The organism is Streptomyces sp. 4F14 (assembly GCF_048159485.1).
GTDB lineage: Bacteria > Actinomycetota > Actinomycetes > Streptomycetales > Streptomycetaceae > Streptomyces.
Genome location: NZ_JBLRVY010000001.1, coordinates 420,563 through 440,230, shown reverse-complemented (window position 1 = coordinate 440,230; position 19,668 = coordinate 420,563). Strand labels below are relative to the sequence as shown.

Genomic DNA, 19,668 nt, shown 5'->3' with positions numbered 1-19,668 from the left:
AGCGGTGCGAGGCTCGCCTTCAGCCCCGCTCCCGTCACTTCGGCAGATCGGCGGAGAGGAAGGGAGCGAGGCGCGCGAACAACGCGTCGGGGCGGTCGAGGGGGATGATGTGGCCGCAGTCCTGGAGGTGGTGTCCGACCAGGTCATCGGCGATGGGGCGGAGTTGGCGTTCGAGCCCTGTGCCGACGGGGTGAGAGCCGATGGCCATGGTGGGCATGGTCAGCCGAGCCGTCGCGACGGCGTCCTGGATCTGCTGCGCGCTGGTGGGCAGGGCCCGGTAATAGGAGAACGCGCAGCGCAGGGCCTCGCTCCCGGTGTACGCGTGGACGAAGGCCGCACGGATGTCCTCGGGTACTCCTCGCCCGAGCGTCCCCGAGTCGAGGAACCAGTCGATGTACGGGGCCTCGTTGCCGGCCAGGACGGTCTCGGCGAGGCCGGGGACGGCGTGGAAGCCGAACCACCACGGGGCACCACCCGCGATGACGCGCTCCGCTCCGGGCAGGCGGCCGAGCAGTGCCTCCATCACGACCAGGCGCCGGACGAGGCGGGGTCGGCGCAGCGCGAGCAGGACGGCGGGGGCGGTGCCCGCGTCGATGCCGACCACCGCTGCCGAGGGCTCGCCGAGCGCGTCGAGCAGGCCTTCGGCGTCGGCGGCGAGGGTGCCCGCGTCGTATCCCTCGCTGGCACGTTCACTGGCGCCGAAGCCTCGAAGGTCCGGCGCGATGACCCGGTACTGCCCGGCCAGTCGGCCCATGACGCCGCTCCAGAGTTGCCAGGTGTGCGGGAAGCCGTGCAGCAGGAGAACCGCGGGACCGTCCCCGGCGATCGCGACATTGAGGTGGACGCCGTTCGTCGCGACACGGCGCAGGTGATGGGCGGTGGTGACGGGCATGACGGCTCCTCCGGCTGGTTACCATTGGTGACCACAGAACGATAGGTAACTGTCCGATCGCTTCCTAGACGGCACTTTGAGGGAAGGTGGTGAGCCAGAGGTGACCACCCGAGAAGCCCGGGCCGCCGGTCGCGGGGCACGCGGCGATCTGTTCGATCCCCATTGCCCGACACGGCAGTTGCTGGACCGCATCGGCACGAAGTGGACGTCCATGGCCGTCAAGACGCTCGCCGATGCCGCCCCGGACGAGGTGCGCTTCGCGGAGCTGAGACGCCGGATGCCCGGCGTCTCGCAGAAGATGCTGTCCGTGACGCTACGAACCCTGACCCGCGACGGGCTGGTGTCGCGCCGGGTCGAACCGGCCGTGCCGCCGCGCGTCTTCTACCGGCTCACCGGACTCGGGCTGTCCCTGGAAGCCGCGCTCGCGGGGCTGCGGACCTGGGCGGAGGAGCACATGGCCGAGATCGCCCGCGCCAACGAAGCCGCCGATCAAGGGGCCGTCGAGGGGTGAGCAGGCCGGTTCCGCACTCGGTCCTACGTCGTCGGCCTGATCTGAGTCGCACGACTCAATCGATGGACTCAGTCATTTATCATGCCCCTATGGCACACGTGACAGCGGCCGAGCGCCGCCCCCAGTTGATCAAGGCGGCGATCGACCTCATGACGCGGGAGGGGATCGCCGCCGGGAGCACCCGTGCCATCGCCGCCGAACTGGGCGTCGCCCAGGCGACCGTCCACTACACCTTCGGCACGAAGGAGGACCTGTACCGGTCCGTGATGGAGCAGCTCACGGCGGATCTGGTGACACAGGTCGAGCGGGCCGCGCCCGAGGACACCGGTTTCGAGGAAACCCTCGCCACACTGGCGGCGGCGCTGTGGCGTACGGTGCGCGAGCAGCCCACCAGCCACCAGCTCCTCGCCGAACTGTTCATGTTCGCCGTCCGCACACCCCGTCTCCAGGGCGCCCTTGAGGCGCACTACCGCCAGGTGACCGCCGTGACGACGAAGCTGGTGACCGAGACCGCCGAGCGGACCGGCCACCAGCTCGCCCAGCCGGCGGAGACGATCGCCCGCTTCTTCCTCGCCGGGTTCGACGGCCTCACGACGCAGCATCTGTCGTTCCCCGACGAAGAGGCCGAGCGCAGGGGCCTGCAGATCCTGGTCTCCGCCTCGCTGGCCCTGGCCGGGGGGCGACTGGAACTGGTGACCGTACCGGAGGCGTGACGGCGCCCTTACAAAGCGGCGAAGGGACGGTCGTAGACCTCCAGGCTGCGGACGGAGGCCCAGGCCCCCGCGGGCAGCCCGGTCACCGTCACCCGCACGTACCGCACCGAGGCGCTGAAGACGGCGGTCTGCGTCTGGCCGGCGCTGGTGGTGTCGGTGCGGTCGGCGAGCATGGTCCAGGTGCTGTTGTCGCTGGAACCCTCCACCTTGTACCGGTAGTTGGTGGCGTCCTTCTCCCAGGCGATCCGTACGCCGGTGAGTGACGTGGCCGCTCCCAGGTCCACCGTCAGCCAGTGCCCGGTGGAGCCGTCGGCCGCGCACCAGCGGGTCGCGGTGGAGCCGTCGACCGCCTTGGCCGCGGTGTTCCCCTTCCCGCTCTCCTCGCTGTCGGCCGTGGCGGTCCTGCCTGCGGCGATGTCGGCCGGCTGCACGGTCCGGTCCAGCGTGACGCCCACGACGCTGTCCTCGGGGATGCGGGTGCGGTCGATGCCGGTGACCGTCACCTTGCCGCTGCCGTCCACGCTGTACGGCAGGTCGGCGCCCGACGCGACGTCGTGGACCCGGGTGACCCGCGCGTCGCCCACCGAGGGGGTGGTGAACGACGTGCCGCTGTACGCGGGGAGGAGGTGGACGTAGACGGTCCTGTCCTTGTACGTGTACCCGTACTGGCCGTCCACCGGGTTCCAGGGGCCGCCCCGCGTTCCGTACACGGCGTCGCCGCAGGTGGTGAGGAAGGAGCCGATCCGGCGGGCCAGGGACTGCTGGTCGGCCGGTACCGCGCCGGTGCGGTCCGGGCCGACGTTGACCAGGCACGTCATGTTCCGCACCCAGGCGTTGACCAGGATGTTCATGGCGGTGCCGAAACTCATCACGGGGGCGCCGGCTTTGTAGCCCCAGGCGCCGCCGATGGTGAAGCACTTCTCCGCCACCCTGCCCGTACGGATCGGGCCGGTGGGGACCGACGAGCCCTCCTCGCTGGCGAAGTCGCCGATCCAGCCGGAGCGCAGGGTGGTGACGATGTCCGGCTGGTGCTTGCGGACCAGCCCGGTCAGGCCCAGCGGCTTGCCGGTGGCGGGGTCGGTGTCGCCGTAACCGGCGTCCACCGGCCACTCGTTGGCGCTGTCACGGTACTTGCCGGGTTCCCAGAAGAAGGCGGCGTCCGCGTCTGAGCCCTGCTGGCCGAGCCAGCCCCCGTCCCACCAGAGGTCGTCGATCTTCCCGTACTGCGTCACCAGCTCCTTGACCTGCTGGTACACCTCGTTCTTCATGATCCGCGCGTTCTCCTTGTGCGCCGGATCGGTGGTGTAACCCCAGGCGTTCTTCAGGCAGTTGGTGCCACGGACGTCGTAGTAGCCGGGGTAACGCCAGCTCAGCGGCGAGTAGTACAGCCCCACCTTCAGCCCGGCGGCGCGTACGGCGGTGACGTACCGGCCGATGAAGTCCCTCTGGAGCGGGGCCTGTCCGGCGTGCCAGGCGTTCGGGTGGGCGGACGGCCACAGCGCGAAGCCGTCGTGGTGGCGGGCGGTGAGGACGGTGTACTTGGCGCCCATGTCCTGGGCCAGCCGGACCCAGTCGGCGGGGTCGTACGCGCTCGCGGTGAACTGTTCGCCGGTCGCGTCGGTGACGTACTTCCGGTAGTTCTCCGGCGTGACGGCGGCGTTCTCCATGTACCACTCGCCCCTGGCCGGGCCCGCGTAGACGCCCCAGTGGATGAACATGCCGATCCTGGCGTCCGCGAGCCACCGGACCTTCTCGTCCGGCTGCTGCTCGACTCCCAGGTCGAGCCGGGGGATCCGCAGGGGCGCGAGCGGCAGGGGCTGCCCGGAGGCGGCGTACACGGGCGACGCGAGGGCCGGTGCGACGGCGGCGGCCACCGTCATGGCCGCCAGGCCCGTCAACACGGCGCGTCGGGTGGGGGGTTGCGACAAGGGAGGTCTCTCCTCACTGTCCGTGGAAACTGTCCGTGGAACGGCACGTCCTGTCATGCGACTCACCGAATGACGAATGACATGGGATGAATTAACAGCCCCCAACCGGTTGCTGTCCAGGGATCGCGCGAAAACCGGCTGATACATCGGAGGTTCGGCGTGGGAGGCGGTCAGCGGTAGGCGGCGAGGGCCGCGAAATAGATCCCGAGGCCCGTACCCGCCGTGCCCGCGCCGGTGAGGAACGCGTCGTGGAGGCCGGCGCCGGACCGGTGCGCGAGGAGTCCCGCGATGATCGCGAGGTTGAGGGCCATGGACAGGGCTAGCAGCAGGGACAGGATCTGGAACGGGCTCATGGCATGCACTCCCCTGGGATGTGGCGGGTGTCCTGTGGAGCCGACAGTGGCTGTCCAGGTGTGCTGTCCAGCAGGGGTCCGGTGCGGGTTGGACACATTTCCGGGTGCACCGGTCGGTGGCGGCCTGAAGGGGTAGAGAGCACTCAGGCATCCCGGCGCCGCGGAGGGAGGCAGAGGATGACGGAGTCGCCCGCCTTCGCCGCCCTGATGGCCGAACTGGCGGTGTTCCGCGACGTCCGCCTCCGCCGCGAGCCCTCGGACCGCGTGCTGGCCCGCGCCGCCGGGGTCAGCCCGACCACGGTCGGGGACTGGCTGCGTACGGACCGCTTTCCGCAGCGGATAGAGCCGCTGCTCGTCGTCCTGCGGGTGCTGCGGGACCGGGCCGGCCACGTGGGGCTGTCCGACGACCCCGTGGTGGTGGCGCTGCTGGACCCGCAGCGGTGGCGGCGCGCTTACGAGGCGGAGGCGCGTCGGCGCGCGTCGGCCACCCGCGCCGCGGTCCAGGCCCAGCAGGGGCGGGCCGCGCTGGAGCGGATGCGCCCCGGGCGGCCGCTCGGCTCGGTGACCGACCCGTTCCGTCTGGAGGTGCACCGCGCGATCGACTCCCCGTTCACGGGCCTGCCCGTGCTGCCGGAGTATGTGCCGCGCGCACATGACCGGGAGCTGGGAGAGGTGGTGGCACGGGCGGCCGCCGGCACCAGCCGGATCGCGGTGCTGGTGGGCGGGTCGTCCACGGGCAAGACCCGCGCCTGCTGGGAGGCGTTGAAGCCGCTGCGTGAACGGGACGAGCCGTGGCGGCTGTGGCACCCCATCGACCCCACCCGGCCCGAGGCCGCCCTCGCCGAGCTGAAGGACGTCGCACCGTACACGGTGGTGTGGTTGAACGAGGCTCAGTTCTACCTGGCCTCCGGCCCGGTGGGCGAGCGGGTCGCCGCGGGGCTGCGGAGTCTGCTGCGTGAGCCGGAGCGAGGGCCGGTGCTGGTGCTGGGCACCGTCTGGCCCGGCCATTGGTCCCGCCTGACCGTCCCGCCCGCCGACGCGGCACCCGACCCTCACGCCCAGGCCCGTGCGCTGCTGACCGGCCATGCCGTGCCCGTCCCCGAGACGTTCACGGACACCGATCTGCGCCTTCTGGAGCGCAGAGCCGAGGACGATCCCCGGCTGCGCCAGGCCGCCGCACGGGCTGAGCAGGGGCAGATCACCCAGTACCTGGCCGGCGCCCCCGCCCTGCTGGACCGCTATCACGCCGCCCCCGCACCCGCACGCGCCCTGATCGACGCCGCCATGGACGCCCGGCGCCTGGGCCACGGCCCGGTTCTCCCCCGCACTCTGCTGGAGGCGGCCGCCGAGGGGTACCTCACCGACGCCCAGTACGACCTGCTGGAGGACGACTGGCTCGAACAGGCCCTCGCCCACACCGGGACGCCCGTGCACGGCGCCCGCGGCCCGCTGTCCCGCATCCGTCCGCGCGCCGGCCAGTCCCGTCCCGGCCAGCCCTGTTACCGCCTCGCCGACTACCTCGAACAGCACGGCCGTACCGCGCGCAACGCCGTTCCCCCACCCCCCGCCCTGTGGCACGCCCTGATCGACCACGCCCCTCCCGCCGACCGCGGGACCATCACGCGCGCGGCCGTCGAGCGCGGTCTGCTGCGCACCGCCGCCCGATTCGGCTCCGTCACCGCGCCGGCTCTTCGGGGTGCGGAGCTGACGGAGCATGAACTCGCCCTGATCGAGCTGGACGCCACCCGTATCCCCTCGCCTGCCGAGATGCTGGAGGCCCTGATCCCGTGGCTCAAGGAGCGCGGGCGGCTGGAGCGCGCGATCAGGGAGAACCAGGCTCGCGCGACGACCGACACCGACTTCGACCGGTCGTGGTCGGCAGCCCGGCTGCTGGAGGCGGCGGGGCGGGTGGAGGAGTCCCTGCACTGGTACTTCCGCGCCGCCGAAGCCGGCTCTCCCCGCGCCCGGTCCACGGCGGTCTGGATGCTGCGCAAGCTGGGGCGGACGCAGGAGAGCGTCCAGTTGTACCGGTTCGGGTGGGAGCCGGACGGTTCGATCGCCGTGCCGTGGAAGGTGCTGCCGACAGCACCCCTCACACCATGTGAGAGCAGTCGGCGTCCGGGTCCCGCGAGAGGGTGATGACCTCGTCCAGCCTGTCGCGTGCCGCGAGCAGGTCGCCGATCCGCTCGTCGATGCGGGCCCGCTCGGCCTCCAGCTGGTCCAGGAGCTCCGAGGGCGCGTGCGTCGCCCCCGAGTCCACGCACGGCAGGCAGTCACGGACCACCCTGCTCGGGAGGCCGGCCGCGTACAGCTGCTGGATCAGGCGGACCCTGCCGACGGCGGTGTCGGGGTAGTGCCGTTGGCCGCCGGGGCTGCGGGACGCGTCGAGCAGGCCCTGTTCCTCGTAGTAGCGCAGCGCCCGCACGCTCACTCCTGCCCTGTCCGCGACCTCACCGATCCGCACCGGTCCTCCTCCTGAACGACTTGCACCTGACGCCGACGTCAGCTTCTAGCGTAGATCGCGTCCGCAGTCCAACGATCTCAACGTCGGCCCGTCCAGGCCGCGTTGGAGAGGCAGTACGTCATGCGCGCAGCCCGTTTCCACGAGTACGGCGGTGTGGAGACCCTCGTGGTCGAGCAGGTGCCGGACCCGCGTCCCGGACCGGGTGAGGTCCGCGTCCGGGTCGCGGCGGCCGGCGTCAATCCGGTGGACTGGAAGGTCCGTTCCGGCGTGATCCGCGAGGTGCTCCCCGTGGATCTGCCCGCGATTCCCGGACGGGACGCCGTCGGTGTCGTCGACGGGACGGGTCCGGGTGTGGAAGGGGTGAGCGTCGGTGACCGTGTCTTCGGGCTCGGCGGCCTCACCGGCGCGACGGCGGAGCTGGCCGTCCTGTCGGCCTGGGCCCACGCGCCCGCCCGGTGGACCGACGAGGAGGCGGCCGGCGCCGCCCTGGTGGCCGTGACCGCGCTGGGCGGCCTCAACGCGCTCGGCCCCCTGCGCGGACGCACCCTTCTCGTCGAAGGTGCCGCCGGAGGTGTGGGCAGTGCCGCGGTCGAGTTCGCGGTGGCCCGGGGCGCCACCGTGATCGGCACGGCCGGCGAGCGCAACCACGCGTTCCTCACGTCCCTCGGAGCCCTCCCCACGACGTACGGCCCCGGTCTCGCCGACCGCGTCGCCGCCCTCGCCCCGGACGGCGTCGACCTCGCCCTGGACACGGCGGCCTCCGGCTCGCTGGCCGACCTCGTCGCCCTCGTGGGCGACCCCGCACGCGTGTCCACGGTCGCCGACCACGCGGGCGCGCACCGGCTCGGCGTACGCGTGGCCGACGCGCGGAACGACTCCGCGCTCCTCGCGGAAGCGGCCTCACTCGGCGGCCAGGGCCTCTTCACGCCGCGTGTCGAACGCGTCTACCCCCTCGACCGGATCGCGGAAGCGCACGCGTACGCGGAGCGCGGGCACACGCGGGGCAAGGTCGTGGTCCGCGTCTGACGTCGCCGCCGTACCGACCCGGGTTTCAGCGCCGCCCTACAGGTGACATGGTCAGTCGACATGGTTGGATGATTCCATTGAGCGGCAAGGCCGTGTTCGTGAGCGGGATCGACAGTGAGGAGCACCCGGTATGGCGGGCGTCATCGGCAGGACGGTTCTCATCGTGGGCGCCTCGTCGGGGATCGGCGCGGAGGTGGCCCGGCGGCTCGCTCCGGGCGGTAACCGGCTGGTCCTCACGGCACGGCGCGCACCCGAACTGGCCGCCGTGGCGCGGGAGGTGCGGGCCGAGGGAAGCGCCTGCCTGGACATACCCGCCGACGCACTGGATCCGCAGGCCGCCGAGGGCGTGGTCGCGGCCGCCGTCGCGGAGTTCGGCGCCGTCGACGTCGCCCTGCTCAACGCGGGCCAGGGGCCGGACATGTCGATGGACCGGGTCTCCGTGGCGGACGTCGCCCGGATCATGGCCCTCAACCACGACGTGGTCGTCAACTACCTGGTCCCGCTGATCCGGCAGCTCGGGACCCAGCGCGACGGCGGCCTGATCGCCCACACCAATTCGCTGGCCGGGCTCATGGGGATCCCCCGCCAGGGTCCCTACTCCGCGGCGAAGGCGGCCACACGGGCGCTCATCGACGCCGCTCGGGTCGAACTGGCGCCCCGGGGCATCCGGTTCACCTCGATCCACCCGGGTTTCGTCGCCACGGACCGGATCGACGGGGACGGCCTTCCCAAGCCGTTCCAGATCAGTCAGGAGCGGGCGGCCCGGTACGTCGTACGCGCCCTGGAGCGGGAACCGGCGCAGGCGTACTTCCCGTGGCCCACGGCGGCGTTGGTCCGTACGTTGCGGGTGCTGCCGACGCCGGTGTCGTCGGTGGTGCTGCGGAGGCTCGCCGGGCGCTGACCGTGGTCATGGTGTGGTCCGGCGTGACTCCTTCAGCTCGCGGGAGACCGTCCAGGCGTCCGCGACCGGGCCGACGTGGGCCAGCTTGTCGGGGTTGAGGACGAGGCGGATCGTCTGGATCTGTCCGTCGAGGACATCGAGTCCCAGTGTGTGCAGGACCTTGCCGTCCCGGTCGCGGAAGATCGCACCGGGGCGGCCGTTGATCGCGTGGGGCTCGGCGGTGATGTCGATGCGGGCCAGCGTCGGGAAGACGGCGGCCAGCAGCCGGGCCACGTTCTCGGCGCCGACGATCGCCCGGGCGAGCTGCGGGGCCTTGCCGCCGGAGTCGCCGACCATGGAGACATCGGCGGCGAGCAACTGCCGCAGGCCGTCGACGTCGCCCTCGCGCAGCGCGTCGAAGAAGCGGCCCGCGAGTTCCTCGCGCTCCTTGCGGTCGGCTTCGAAGCGGGGCCGGCCCTCGCTCATGTGCCGGCGGGCCCGTACCGCGAGCTGGCGGCACGCGTCCTCCGACCGGCCGACCGCCGAGGCGACCTCGGGGAAGCCGAAGTCGAACACCTCGCGCAGCACGAAGACCGCGCGCTCCAGCGGGCTGAGCCGCTCCAGCAGCAACAGGGCCGCCGTCGACACCGAGTCGGCCAGCTCGGCCGAGCGCGCCGGGTCCTCGTAGGGGTCGGCGAGCAGCGGCTCCGGGAACCACGGCCCGACGTACGCCTCCCGCCGCACCCGCGCCGAGCGCAGGACGTCGATCGAGATCCGGGTGACCACGGCCGACAGGTAGGACTTGGCCGACCGGGGCCGCGTCGGGCCGGCCTCGAAGCGCAGCCAGGTCTCCTGGACCGCGTCCTCGGCCTCGCTGACGCTGCCCAGGATCCGGTAGGCGATGGAGAACAACAACGGCCGCAGTTCCGCGAACTCCTCGACACTGCCCACGACTTGGCCCCTTTCCGCCCGTCCGATGATCATCCGGCCCCGTCGGTCGATCGGCTACCGGTATCCACGAATCCGCAGCCGCTTCCGCGTTGTCAGTGCCACTGCCCGGGCTGGTAGTCGCCTCCGGGCTGCCGGACGATGATGTTCATCCGGTTCGCCAGGTTCATGAAACTGACCAGCAGCACCAGGGCGGCGAGCTGCTGCTGGTCGTAGTGCTTGGCGGCGTTCGCCCACACCTCGTCGCTGACGCCGTGCGCCGCGTCCGCGAGCCGGGTCCCCTCCTCGGCCAGCTCCAGCGCGGCCCGCTCGGCGTCGGTGAAGACCGTCGCTTCCGGCCACGCCGCCACCAGCCCCAGCCGCACCGGGTCCTCACCGGCGGCGAGGGCGTCCTTCGTGTGCATGTCGAGGCAGGCGGCACAGCCGTTGATCTGACTCACCCGCACCGACACGAGTTCCTGCGTGGTGAGGGGCAGCGTGGTGTCCCTGAGCGCCTTGCCCGCCGTCATCAGGTACTTGAGGGTCTTGCCGGTGCTCGGCTCGGTCATGAAGTCCAGTCGCGCGTCCATGGTGTGCTCCTCCGTGCTCGTGGGTGGCTACACACCCGAGACGAGAGGGCCCGCCGCCCTGTGACATGGCTGGGGAGTGACCTGCGTCACTGGTTCGGCTGGGTCTTCTCCCCCGTGGATGCCACTCGACCGACGACGTGCGGAGGACAGGGCTGGATGAACGCGGCGGGGGCGTACCTCGCCGCTTCTCTCGTGTCCCCGCCCTCCGGCCGAGAACCCAGAGAGCGGGCGCCTCCTCAAGTACCGCGTCCAGTAACCACATCGCGACCTCGACAAGGCCCAGTCGGCGTCACGGAACCGGCCGCTCGGGATGAGGCCGCGCCTTGACCGTACTTGGGCCACGGTCGAGCGCGGCGAACTCCTGGCGCCCCACCGGAGAAGGCTTTCGCCGATGCATCGCCCTGTCCCCCGAAGTCCTGCCGCACACTCCGGCGGAAGACCGTACCGGCGCCGGGCGCTGCCACGCCGACCAGCGCTCCGACTCCAAGAGACCTGTGCCTCCCGCTCCGGCGGGGGCCGCTCACCGCCGGGTTCTCGTCAGTCAGACCGCGCGTTCTCCACGGTCTTCCGAAGTCGCGTCGCAGCCCTCACCATCGGGCTCCGCACCTGATCGCCCGAACGAGTCCTAACCGAATCCGACCCTCAGCCGAAGCTGAAGTCGGCAGCCTCCAGCCCGGTCGTCGGTGTCGACGCCGATCTTCACAGGGCCTCGGTCGGTCTCCGCCCAGCGATACCCGGTGTTCCCGCACTGTCGGGCGTCGCCGTCCGTGTCGTACTGAAATCCAGCGCGACGTACGTGCGGCCGATCCTCGCCGCGTCGAAGGTGAGAGTGCAGCCGCCCGGCCGGTTGTCGGTGTCGATCCGGATGCCGGGGCCGAAGGTCCGGGCAGTCCTGCTGATCGGCATCGCGTGGACACCGGGATTTCCGCACTGATTCAGGTTCCCACCGGGGGTCGCCGCTCCGCGAGCCGCTGGTCCCCGGTTCTGCCACCGCACTGGCCGGCATCGCCGCCGGTTCTTCAACTCGGCCCACTCGGCTTCACGGCCAACGGGCGCCACGAAAGGCAACACTTCGCCGGCCCTGTCACCGACGATCATCTCGTCCGCAGTACGCACCCGGCGTTTGGCAGGCCTCGGACCAAGAGGACCCCGGCTCCGTGTCCACAGACGCCCCTTCTCGTCCACGAGGTCCCCCGAACCGGCCGGGGACAGTTCGGGCATGGCCTCGGAGGACCCGTCGGGCTCATGGCGTTCAGCTGGCGCAGGCGTCAGCGAGGCCACCGTCTCGGCAAAACCAGTAGCGGACGATCGTCGTTTCGGCATAAGGAGAGGGAAACTTCTTTCTTGACACCACACGACTCGAAATCCGACTGAACCCTTCTCGAAACCCACCTCGCCCGGTCGTTCATGTTGCTCAGGCGGAAGTCTGACGCGTGACGCCCAACGCGCCCCGGTAGCCGCTGTCCACGCCGGGTTCGAGGACCGCCCGCTCCCCGTTCGCGCTCCTGGAACAGCTGCTGACATGGCGCGCAATACCGGACCGGCTCGGCGCGGCCATGAGCACCGAAGTACCTGTCTCAGCTACCAGGGAGCTTATTCATTGGCTTGCCTGGAAGTGTGTCCGGAACAGCTACAGGAAGACGATTACCTGGACGGCTTCGGGGAGTTTTTCCAAGGGTGGCCGGCAGCGGTGGGAGAGCATTTTCCAATTCTTCAGGCGGGCGATGACGTGTTCGTTGTGGGAGCGGAATCTGGCGAGCACGGTGTTGGCGGCCAGTTGTGCGGGGGTGTGGTCTTGCTTGGGTGGCTTGCGGCGTCCGGTGATCATGCCGGTGCCGAGATAGACCAGATCGCCGCATAGCTGCATGCCGGCCAGCCGCTTGGGTTCATCCCGTGGTCGCCGCGCTCGCCGTTGTACAGGTCGGTGCGGTGCTTCCGGTCCCAGGTCGGGACCAGCGTGCCATCGACCAGCGCCGTTGAGCCTCCGGCGATCTGCGCGGGCGAGGGGACGGCATCGGCCAGGGCCGTGATGATGGCCGGACGCAGCAGGTCCCAGCGACGCGACACCGTCGCCTGCTGGGTCACGTTCTCGCGCAGCAGGAACAGCACCATCACCACCGACCGGTACAAACCCGCGGCCGGCGGGCGGCCCTGCACCCACAGCGGCCCTGTCACCGCATGCATCCGCGCAACCAGCTCGGTCAGGTGCTCCCGCTCAAGCCCCGTAACAGCCTTCATCCACGACGGTCTCTGTGTGGTTTCTTCTTCGGCGAGTGAAGATCCAGCACAGAGACCGTCGCCATTTCAAGCGACTCTCACCAATTCACAGGCCGTGGATTTCCGGGGGCTCAACGCCGTTCTGACGAGCGGTTCAACGGTGACAACCCAATCCGGGCTCCGTGCGTCCAACGAGCACAAACCGGACCTGCCCCTTGAGAGGAGGCGGTCAGATGTTGAAGCTCACGGTGCTCGCGTCGGCCTCGGCGGTGCCGACCGCCGCAGCCGGATCCACGACTCCCGCCTACCGCCTGGTGGACCTCGGCACGCTGGGGGGTGAGAGCAGCTTCGCCACCGCGATGAACGATCGCGGTGAGGTGGTGGGCAGCCGCGCAGTCGCCGACGGCGGCTTCCACGGCTTCGTCTGGCGCCGCGGCAAGATGAAGGATCTCGGCGCGTTCCACCCGCTCGACATCAACAACAAGGGCCATACGGTCGCCAGGGTCGACGGCGAGAACACCGCCTACCTCTGGCGGCCCGTCCAGCTTCCCCACCGCCATGAACGACAAGGGCCAGGTCGTCGGCTTGAGCGCGACCAAGACCGGCGGCAGGAAGGCCTTCCTGTGGTCCAAGGGACGCATGCGCAAGCTCCCGCTGGACGACGCCTCGGCCATCGACGACCGCGGCCAGGTCTCCGGCGGCAGGCTGCACGACGCCACCGGGTTCCACGCCGCCCGGTGGGACAAGGGCAAGGTCACCGACCTGGGCGCCCTGGGCGGCTCGACCACCCGACTCGTGGCGATCAACGACAGGAACCAGATCCTGGCCGAGTCACAGCTCGCCAACGGCCAGGTCCACCCGGCTCTGTGGCAGCGGGGCCGCTGGACCGACCTCGCCGCCAAGGGCATCACCACAGAGGGCGAGGTCGTCGACATCAACTGCCACGGCACGATCGCCGCCTCCATCCGCCCCGTCTTCGGCATCTCCCACGCCGTCCTCTACCGCAAGACCCTCTGACGGCGGCTCGGCTACGAGAATCGATCCCAGCCCGAAGTCTTCGGGGCGAGCGGGTTCCGATAGGGGAGGTCGACGACGCGGACGTTGACGTGGTCGACCCACGGCCACTTGAAATAGCCGGAGTTCACGCCGTGTGTCACGCCGGCTTCTCCCACCGCGGCACCGAGACCAATACCTAGGGAAGCCTGTGCGTACGAGGCGAGCTCGCCGTCGAAGCTGCGCTCCACACCTGCCGCCAGGGTGCCCCCGCCGCCGAGGTGGCCGCCGAGGGACGCCTGGGCGTATGTGCCGCTTCCACCGTTGATCTGGTCCGCGGAGCCACTGTTGTACATGAGACCGATGTCCGCGGCGGCGAAGGCGCCTTCCGTGCCGAATTGCTTCACACCGGCGTTGAAGGTGAAGCCGTTGGAGTCCATCGAAAGGCAGGCGTTGGCCCCGGCACCGTAACCGGCGGCAATCGCCACCGATGGGCAGATGGACGTCGAGCCCTTGGCGTCGGAGTTGTTCAAATCCTCCGTGACGATAGGCCGATCGAATTGTACGGGCTCGGCGGGCTTGGACGTGGGCTTCGCCTTGGGCTTGACGTAGCGCGGGTTGATGTCCCTCGGATCAAAGAGGTTCGGCTTCCTGGGCTTGTTGAGAAGACAGCCAAAGCTGCCGAAAGGCGGGCACCGTCGTTTCCATACCCTCATCGAGGCCTTGTAGATGGCCATCTTCCAGTTGTAGTAGCCCATGGTCTTGGCGGCCGAACGGCTCGGTGCGGCATCGCTGCCATCGAGATCGATGAAGTACTTCAGACCATCCGGGTCGGTCATGGTGGTGGGGTTGTTGATGGCGTAGGCGTACGCGTTGAGCTGCTGCGGATCCTTGGGATCCAGAACGGGGTCGACGGAGAGGAAGCGGCCGAGGTTCGGGTCGTATTGGCGGACGCCGAGCTGGGTGAGGCCCGAGGGCAGTTCGATGCCGCCGACGAAGCCGCGGGAGCCCGTCCAGGCAGGCTGGGTGCCGCGAGGGTTGCCGAAGGGGTCGCTGCGGCGCAGGGCCGTCGCGGAGTCGGCGGCGTTGACGATGACCCCGTCCGTGCCGTGGTGGTCGGGGCTGAGCCACTTGAGCCCGCCGGCATCGCGGACGGCGATCGTGCGACCCGAGAACGTGTAGTGGCGGGTGCTGGCGGATCGGCGGGTGGTCTTGTCGTAGCGGATCTCGTCGCCGCCGAAATAGACGGTGGTGGCGCCGGTGTCCGTGCTGGCGATCAGGCCCTGATCGGCGTCGTAGCTGTTCGTGGTCGTGATCGAGCCCGAGGTGATGGTCTCGAGCTTGCCTTGCGGGCTCCAGGTCAGGGTCTGGGTCCCCGATGGCCCGGGCCGGGTGGTCATGTTGCCGGTCTCGTCGTAGTCGTAGGCGCCCGCGGCGGTCACCGCGGTCCCGCCTGCGGTGATCGAGGAAACCGTGTTGGGCTGTTCCTCGTCGTCGTCCGGGTAGTTGTAGCGGCTGGTGGTGGCCGTCGCGGCGGCTCCCGAGCCAACGCCGTGCTGGGTCGCGGAGAGCCGGTTGCCGACGGCGTCGTAGGTGTAGCTCGTCCAGTACGGCGCCGGTCCGCCGCCGCTGTTGCCCGGCGAGCCACAGGTGGCGGCGGTGGTGGTCCAGGCGTCGCTGAGGCGCCGGAGCCCGTCGTAGGTGAAGCACTGCACGTCGGCGGTGCCGATCTCCGGCCGGTCGGCGACCGAGGTGACGTTGCCCGCCTTGTCGTAGCTGTAGTTCAGATCCTGCACGCTGCCCGGCTGGCCGCCCTGACGCTGGACGACAGCCCGGTCGAGCCACCGGGTGCCCTGCTTGTAGTAGAAGGTCTGTGCGACCTGCTGAGCTGTCTGGCCTGATGCCGGTAGGTCACCGAACTGGATCTGGGACAGTTCGCCGAATTCCGAGTAGGCGGTGTCGTACACGTACTTGAAGCCGCTGTTGGCCTTCATCTCGAAGGGAAGGCCAAGGCTGTCGTAGCCGTAGGTGAGGGTCTCCTCAACGACACCGGGCAATGCGGGCAGGGTGACAGTAGCCGGGCTGCCGTCGACCTTGTACGTCGACTTGGTGGTAAGGCTGATGTTCAGCGGGGACAGGCTGGAGGGCAAGGTGAGCGTCTTGCCGGTGGGTCGGTAGGCGGCGTCATATCCGGTGATCGCCGTTGTGTATTTCTCGGTGCCGACATAGCGAGTCGACGAGGTGAGCTGTCCCTTGAAGAGGGTGTCGTATGTCCAGTTCGCCAGCACCTTCGGGCCGTTGGCCGTCTCAAGGCGTTCCTCGATCTTGCGGCCGAGAGCGTCGTGCCGGTAACCGAGGGTTTTGCCACGTGCGTCCTTCGTCGAGGTGAGCTGCCCGGCGTCATCGTAGGTCTTGGTGCTCTGGCCCTTGTCCGGGTCGGAGATGCCCACCTGCCGGCCGAGCAGGTCATAGGTGTAGCGCCACGTGCTGCCCGCGGCATCCGTGATCGTTTCGATCTCGCCAGTGTTGGTGTAGGTGTAGCGGGTCTTGTTGTGGTCGCCGGTCGGAGTGGCCGCGGCATAGAACTGGCGCTGCTCGCTGAGCTGGCCTCTGGCATCGGTGTAGGTGGTGACCGGCGTGCCGCCCTCAGGCGGAGTCGTCTCGGTGCGGTCGCCGAAGTACGCCGTCGTCGTCTTGTGGAGCTCGGTGCCGAGGGAGTGCACGGCCGTCACGGTGGGTCGCTCTGCCCCGTCGAAGGTCGTACGGGTCATAGCGGGCACCTTGGTGTCAGCAACGCCTGCGAGCGTGGTGCCAGGTGTTCCGGTGTCGGCGTAGGGTCCGTTGGCCTGGACAGCCAGCCCGCGGGAGTCGTACAGCGTGTCGGTGAGCACTCGCAACGGCCCCTGACCGGCTGGCCCGGGTCCCACCGCCTGCTTCTGGCGAGAGCGCAGGAAGCCGTCGAACAACTCGTAGCCCGTCTGGGTGTTGCCGTTCGGCTTGAGGACCTCCGTGGACACCCAGCTCGGCCCGTCGGGGCGGACTCCGTAGGCGTAGCGGGTGTTCGGGCTGTCGCCGCTGTCCTTGCTGCGGCCGGGCTTCCACACTCCCACCAGCCGGCCCAGCGCGTCGTACGTCAGATCCGTGCGCCGGCCATTGGGATCGGCGACCTTCACCGGCCGGCCCAGCACAGGGTCGAGCGTGGTCGTCGTGACATGGTCGTCCGACAGGTTGGCCACGTCCATCGGGTTGGTCGCCGTCGTGGACGTCGGCGGACCGGTCTGCGGCGAGTAGCTGGTGGTCGTCTTGCGGTTCAGCGGGTCGACGGCTTCCAGAACCCGGCCGTAGCCGTCGAAGGTGGACCTGGTCTTGGGGATGTAAGTGGCCTCGCCGTCGACGTACGCCTTGAGCTCCTCGACCTTCGTCGCGTCACCGGCCGTCGGTGCCGCTCCGAGGGCGCCGCCGTCATAGTACGTACGGTTATGGGAAACGGCGTCGCGGGGGTACGAAGGCGTGGTGCCGCAGGCGACGGCGTCGGTCCACTCCTCCGACACCAGCTCGAGCTGCCACGACGTCTCGTTGCGGGCGTAGCGGGTGGTGACGCACCGATTGTCGGTCGCCACGTCGACATCGCCGAGGTCGTTCACCTCGATAGGTAGGCCCTCGGCGTTGTACTTGGTGGTGACCTCGGTGGTGCGCAGGCCTCCGGGCTTCACGGTCGTCCGGGTGGTCGTCTTCTCGACCTCGACGACATGGGACTTCAGCGTGCCGTGGATGGCCGTCGGATCGCGCTTCAACGGATCGTTGATCACGCTGGAGACCACCGGCCCCCCAGCCCCCTCGTAGGTGATCTGCTCGCGCTGGAAGCCGGAGAGCTGGTCATCGTCGGGCCAGGTCGCACCCTGGGAGTCGGTGATCGGGTCGCCGCCCATTCCGCGGAAGTACTGGTGCAGCGTCGACGACTGCGTGACCTTCGTCGGGTCTCCGCTCAGGACGCGCACCTTCTCGTAGCCGCGGTATTGGCTCCACGTCCGGCGCGCGGCCGGGACCAGCGGGTTGTCGTCGTACTTCCAGGCGGTACCGCCGACGTACTCGTAGCTGGTCGTCTCGGTCTGCTGCCCGCCGACCCGGTCCTGGAGCGCGACCGACTGGACGCGGTACTTGTTCATCCAGTCGTTGCGCTGGATGTCGCCGTCCGGTGTCCAGATCGCGGGGAAGCAGCGCTTGGTGTTGCCCTGCGCGGCCGGGGGCGAGGTCGGCGAGCAGTCGGTGCCGTCGTAGTAGACCGAGACGGTGCCGCCGGACTCGTTGTTGATCTGGTTGATCCGCCACTTGTTCATCGGCAGCAGGCCGTCGGTGTCGGAGTTCAGCCGGTTCGGCAGCTGAGTCCCGCTGAAGGTGACCTTCGGCAGCTCGATGGCCTGGCCGACGATGTTGTCCCCGGACGCGAGCCCGGTGTGGGTGATGCCGTGCAGCCACAGCGACGGCGTGGTGTTGTCGGTGTTGGGCGGGTAGCTGTGCTCGAACGTCCACCGGTCGACGTCCTTGTAGGCGCTGCCGTTCCACACCTGCGTGGTGATGGTGGAAAGCCGCTTGGTCGACCAGAACGTCGGGGAGAACTTCGTCCCGCAGTTCTGCCCGTCTGCGCACGCCTGGTCGGACGGAACGTCCGGTCCGCCGCGCTCGGCGTGGTCCAGGACCACCTGGGCGGCCGGATGCTCCCCGTTCCTTCCGCCGTACTCGATGCGGTCCAGGATCCCGCCGCGGACGTACCGGGTCGTCTTCGCCCCGCTGAGGTTGCGACCGTAGTTGTTCGTCTCCGGCGTGTACGAGTACGTGATCGTGTTGCCGTGGGTGTCGATGACCTTGTCCAGGTTCCACCGGTAGGTCTGGTCGCACCACGACGCGTCGAACGTGGCCTGCTTACACGGCTCGCCGTCCTCGTTGCCGAACACCGGCACCGTCCACGCCGACGTCTTGGTCTGGCCGAAGAAATACTGGGTGCCATCGGTCGTGGTGAGCTTCCAGTGCTCGCCGACTCCCTCGCTGCCGCCCTTGTCGCCGTTGTCCACCCCGGTCAGCCGCTCGATCCGGCTCCCGTCGTCCTTCTCCGGCCGCCACCTGTTGCCGCCTGCGTACACGAGCCGCGAGGAGCGCCCGTCAAGGCTCAGCGACGCGTTGTCGGTCTCCCAGCACAGGTCCCCGGTCTTCTTGAGCGGGTCGGTGATGTCGTCGGCGCAGCCCATGTAGGAGCGCTCGATCGAGCCCGGCCACATGTCCCAGCCCAGGCCCATCGCCGAGGCCTGGTTGTTCGTCGCGGCCGTCTGGCCGTCCACGGACCCGGAGGAGTACGACAGCGACAGGTCCGGCTCCAGGCCGCCGGGGGCGGCGGGCACCTTCAGCGGATACGAGTAGGTGAAGTCGCCGGACTGCGTCGACACCGCCCACGAACCCGAGGGCGACAGCGACGTCGCCTTGTAGTCGCCCGTCTCCCCGTTCGGGGCGGCGGTGAGCGCGAAGGTCGAACCCGCCCTGGCCACCGTCACGTCCGCGGTCGCCGTCCCGGCCTCGACGTCGTTGGTCGTCGCCAGGACCTTCCCCGCCGAGCCGTCGCCGGGGACCTCGACCAGGCGCAGCCGGGCCGCCCAATCCCCTCCGTAGGCATGGCGGAAGGACGAGTAGTCGACGGTCAGGGACACCTTGCCGGGTTCGGTCTTCCCGTCGGTACGGCTCAGCTTCAGCATGAGCCCGTCGACGCCCCGCTTCTTCGCGCTCGGGTGATCGACCATCTCCACCTGGACCGTGGGCGGTGTGGCCGACTTCCCTGCGCCGTCCAGCAGGACCGATCCGCTGGCGGCACCTACCCATACCGGTAGCGCTTTGGCACGGACCCGCCGCGACCCGAATTGGTTCGCCGTCGGTGGCGTCACCTCCGCCTTCCCTGCGGCGGGCCACGACGCAGCCGGCTGCCACTTGGCCACGGCCTCGGCCACCTTGTCGGGCGGCGGCGCTTTGACGGGCACCCTGGTGGTGTCCACCAGGTGCGCCCGGTCCGGCTGGACCGGCGACCAGCCGTCGTCCGCGCTCGCAGGCGACTGGACGCCCGCGACCAGCCCGGCCAGCAGGGTCACCGCGGTACCCGAGGACATGAAACGACGCATGATCATGGCGACTTCC

16 protein-coding genes and 1 pseudogene are annotated in these 19,668 nt (G+C 69.8%); 7 read left to right on the top strand and 10 right to left on the bottom strand.

The window, feature by feature from the left end; translation table 11 throughout:
* Positions 1-34: 34 nt before the first annotated feature.
* A complete protein-coding gene (locus ACLZOT_RS01795; protein WP_416966847.1) occupies positions 35-892 on the bottom strand; it encodes an alpha/beta fold hydrolase in 858 nt (285 codons plus the stop codon).
* A 100-nt stretch (positions 893-992) separates the two neighbouring features.
* Between ACLZOT_RS01795 and ACLZOT_RS01790 the strand changes: the two genes are divergently transcribed.
* Both ACLZOT_RS01790 and ACLZOT_RS01785 read left to right on the top strand, forming a co-directional pair.
* Positions 993-1,403, top strand: coding sequence for a winged helix-turn-helix transcriptional regulator (locus tag ACLZOT_RS01790; protein WP_416966846.1), 411 nt, complete (start codon positions 993-995; stop codon positions 1,401-1,403).
* 89 nt (positions 1,404-1,492) lie between these two features.
* Positions 1,493-2,116, top strand: coding sequence for a TetR/AcrR family transcriptional regulator (locus ACLZOT_RS01785; protein WP_416966845.1), 624 nt, complete (start codon positions 1,493-1,495; stop codon positions 2,114-2,116).
* A gap of 8 nt (positions 2,117-2,124) precedes the next feature.
* Here the strand turns inward: ACLZOT_RS01785 and ACLZOT_RS01780 are convergent, their stop codons facing one another.
* Complete coding sequence (locus tag ACLZOT_RS01780; RefSeq protein ID WP_416966844.1) at positions 2,125-4,044, bottom strand: alpha-L-fucosidase; 1,920 nt, start codon at positions 4,042-4,044, stop codon at positions 2,125-2,127.
* Positions 4,045-4,214: 170 nt separating this feature from the next.
* A complete protein-coding gene (locus ACLZOT_RS01775; protein ID WP_416966843.1) occupies positions 4,215-4,397 on the bottom strand; it encodes a hypothetical protein in 183 nt (60 codons plus the stop codon).
* 177 nt (positions 4,398-4,574) lie between these two features.
* On the opposite strand from ACLZOT_RS01775, the gene ACLZOT_RS01770 reads away from it, so the two are divergent.
* Entirely contained in the window at positions 4,575-6,536 is a 1,962-nt protein-coding gene (locus ACLZOT_RS01770; RefSeq protein ID WP_416966842.1) for a hypothetical protein, read from the top strand.
* On the opposite strand, the gene ACLZOT_RS01765 is transcribed toward ACLZOT_RS01770, so the two are convergent.
* Positions 6,490-6,861, bottom strand: a complete 372-nt coding sequence (locus ACLZOT_RS01765; protein ID WP_416966841.1) for a MerR family transcriptional regulator — start codon at positions 6,859-6,861, stop codon at positions 6,490-6,492. The genes ACLZOT_RS01770 and ACLZOT_RS01765 overlap by 47 nt on opposite strands.
* A 120-nt stretch (positions 6,862-6,981) precedes the next feature.
* Between ACLZOT_RS01765 and ACLZOT_RS01760 the strand changes: the two genes are divergently transcribed.
* Both ACLZOT_RS01760 and ACLZOT_RS01755 read left to right on the top strand, forming a co-directional pair.
* A complete protein-coding gene (locus ACLZOT_RS01760; RefSeq protein ID WP_416966840.1) occupies positions 6,982-7,887 on the top strand; it encodes an NADP-dependent oxidoreductase in 906 nt (301 codons plus the stop codon).
* Between the two features lie 130 nt (positions 7,888-8,017).
* Positions 8,018-8,788: an SDR family NAD(P)-dependent oxidoreductase gene (locus tag ACLZOT_RS01755; RefSeq protein ID WP_416966839.1), complete on the top strand. Its 771-nt coding sequence runs from the start codon at positions 8,018-8,020 to the stop codon at positions 8,786-8,788.
* Between the two features lie 6 nt (positions 8,789-8,794).
* Here the strand turns inward: ACLZOT_RS01755 and ACLZOT_RS01750 are convergent, their stop codons facing one another.
* The 5 genes from ACLZOT_RS01750 to ACLZOT_RS01730 form a co-directional block, all read right to left on the bottom strand.
* On the bottom strand, positions 8,795-9,718 hold the full coding sequence (locus ACLZOT_RS01750) for an RNA polymerase sigma-70 factor (RefSeq protein WP_416966838.1): 924 nt from the start codon (positions 9,716-9,718) through the stop codon (positions 8,795-8,797).
* A gap of 92 nt (positions 9,719-9,810) precedes the next feature.
* Positions 9,811-10,284, bottom strand: a complete 474-nt coding sequence (locus ACLZOT_RS01745) for a carboxymuconolactone decarboxylase family protein (protein WP_416966837.1) — start codon at positions 10,282-10,284, stop codon at positions 9,811-9,813.
* Positions 10,285-10,983: 699 nt separating this feature from the next.
* Complete coding sequence (locus ACLZOT_RS01740; protein WP_416966836.1) at positions 10,984-11,190, bottom strand: hypothetical protein; 207 nt, start codon at positions 11,188-11,190, stop codon at positions 10,984-10,986.
* A gap of 724 nt (positions 11,191-11,914) precedes the next feature.
* The gene (locus ACLZOT_RS01735) at positions 11,915-12,112 is read right to left on the bottom strand and encodes a transposase family protein (protein ID WP_416966835.1); all 198 of its coding nucleotides are present in this window, start codon (positions 12,110-12,112) and stop codon (positions 11,915-11,917) included.
* Entirely contained in the window at positions 12,109-12,522 is a 414-nt protein-coding gene (locus ACLZOT_RS01730; protein ID WP_416966834.1) for a hypothetical protein, read from the bottom strand. The genes ACLZOT_RS01735 and ACLZOT_RS01730 overlap by 4 nt, the downstream gene beginning before the upstream one ends.
* Before the next feature lie 212 nt (positions 12,523-12,734).
* Here ACLZOT_RS01730 and ACLZOT_RS01725 point away from each other — a divergent pair.
* Positions 12,735-12,947 (top strand): annotated as a pseudogene (locus ACLZOT_RS01725) (hypothetical protein); the annotation flags it as partial.
* 112 nt (positions 12,948-13,059) lie between these two features.
* A complete protein-coding gene (locus ACLZOT_RS01720) occupies positions 13,060-13,518 on the top strand; it encodes a hypothetical protein (RefSeq protein ID WP_416966833.1) in 459 nt (152 codons plus the stop codon).
* Between the two features lie 11 nt (positions 13,519-13,529).
* On the opposite strand, the gene ACLZOT_RS01715 is transcribed toward ACLZOT_RS01720, so the two are convergent.
* Entirely contained in the window at positions 13,530-19,658 is a 6,129-nt protein-coding gene (locus ACLZOT_RS01715; protein WP_416966832.1) for an RHS repeat-associated core domain-containing protein, read from the bottom strand.
* Positions 19,659-19,668: the final 10 nt, after the last annotated feature.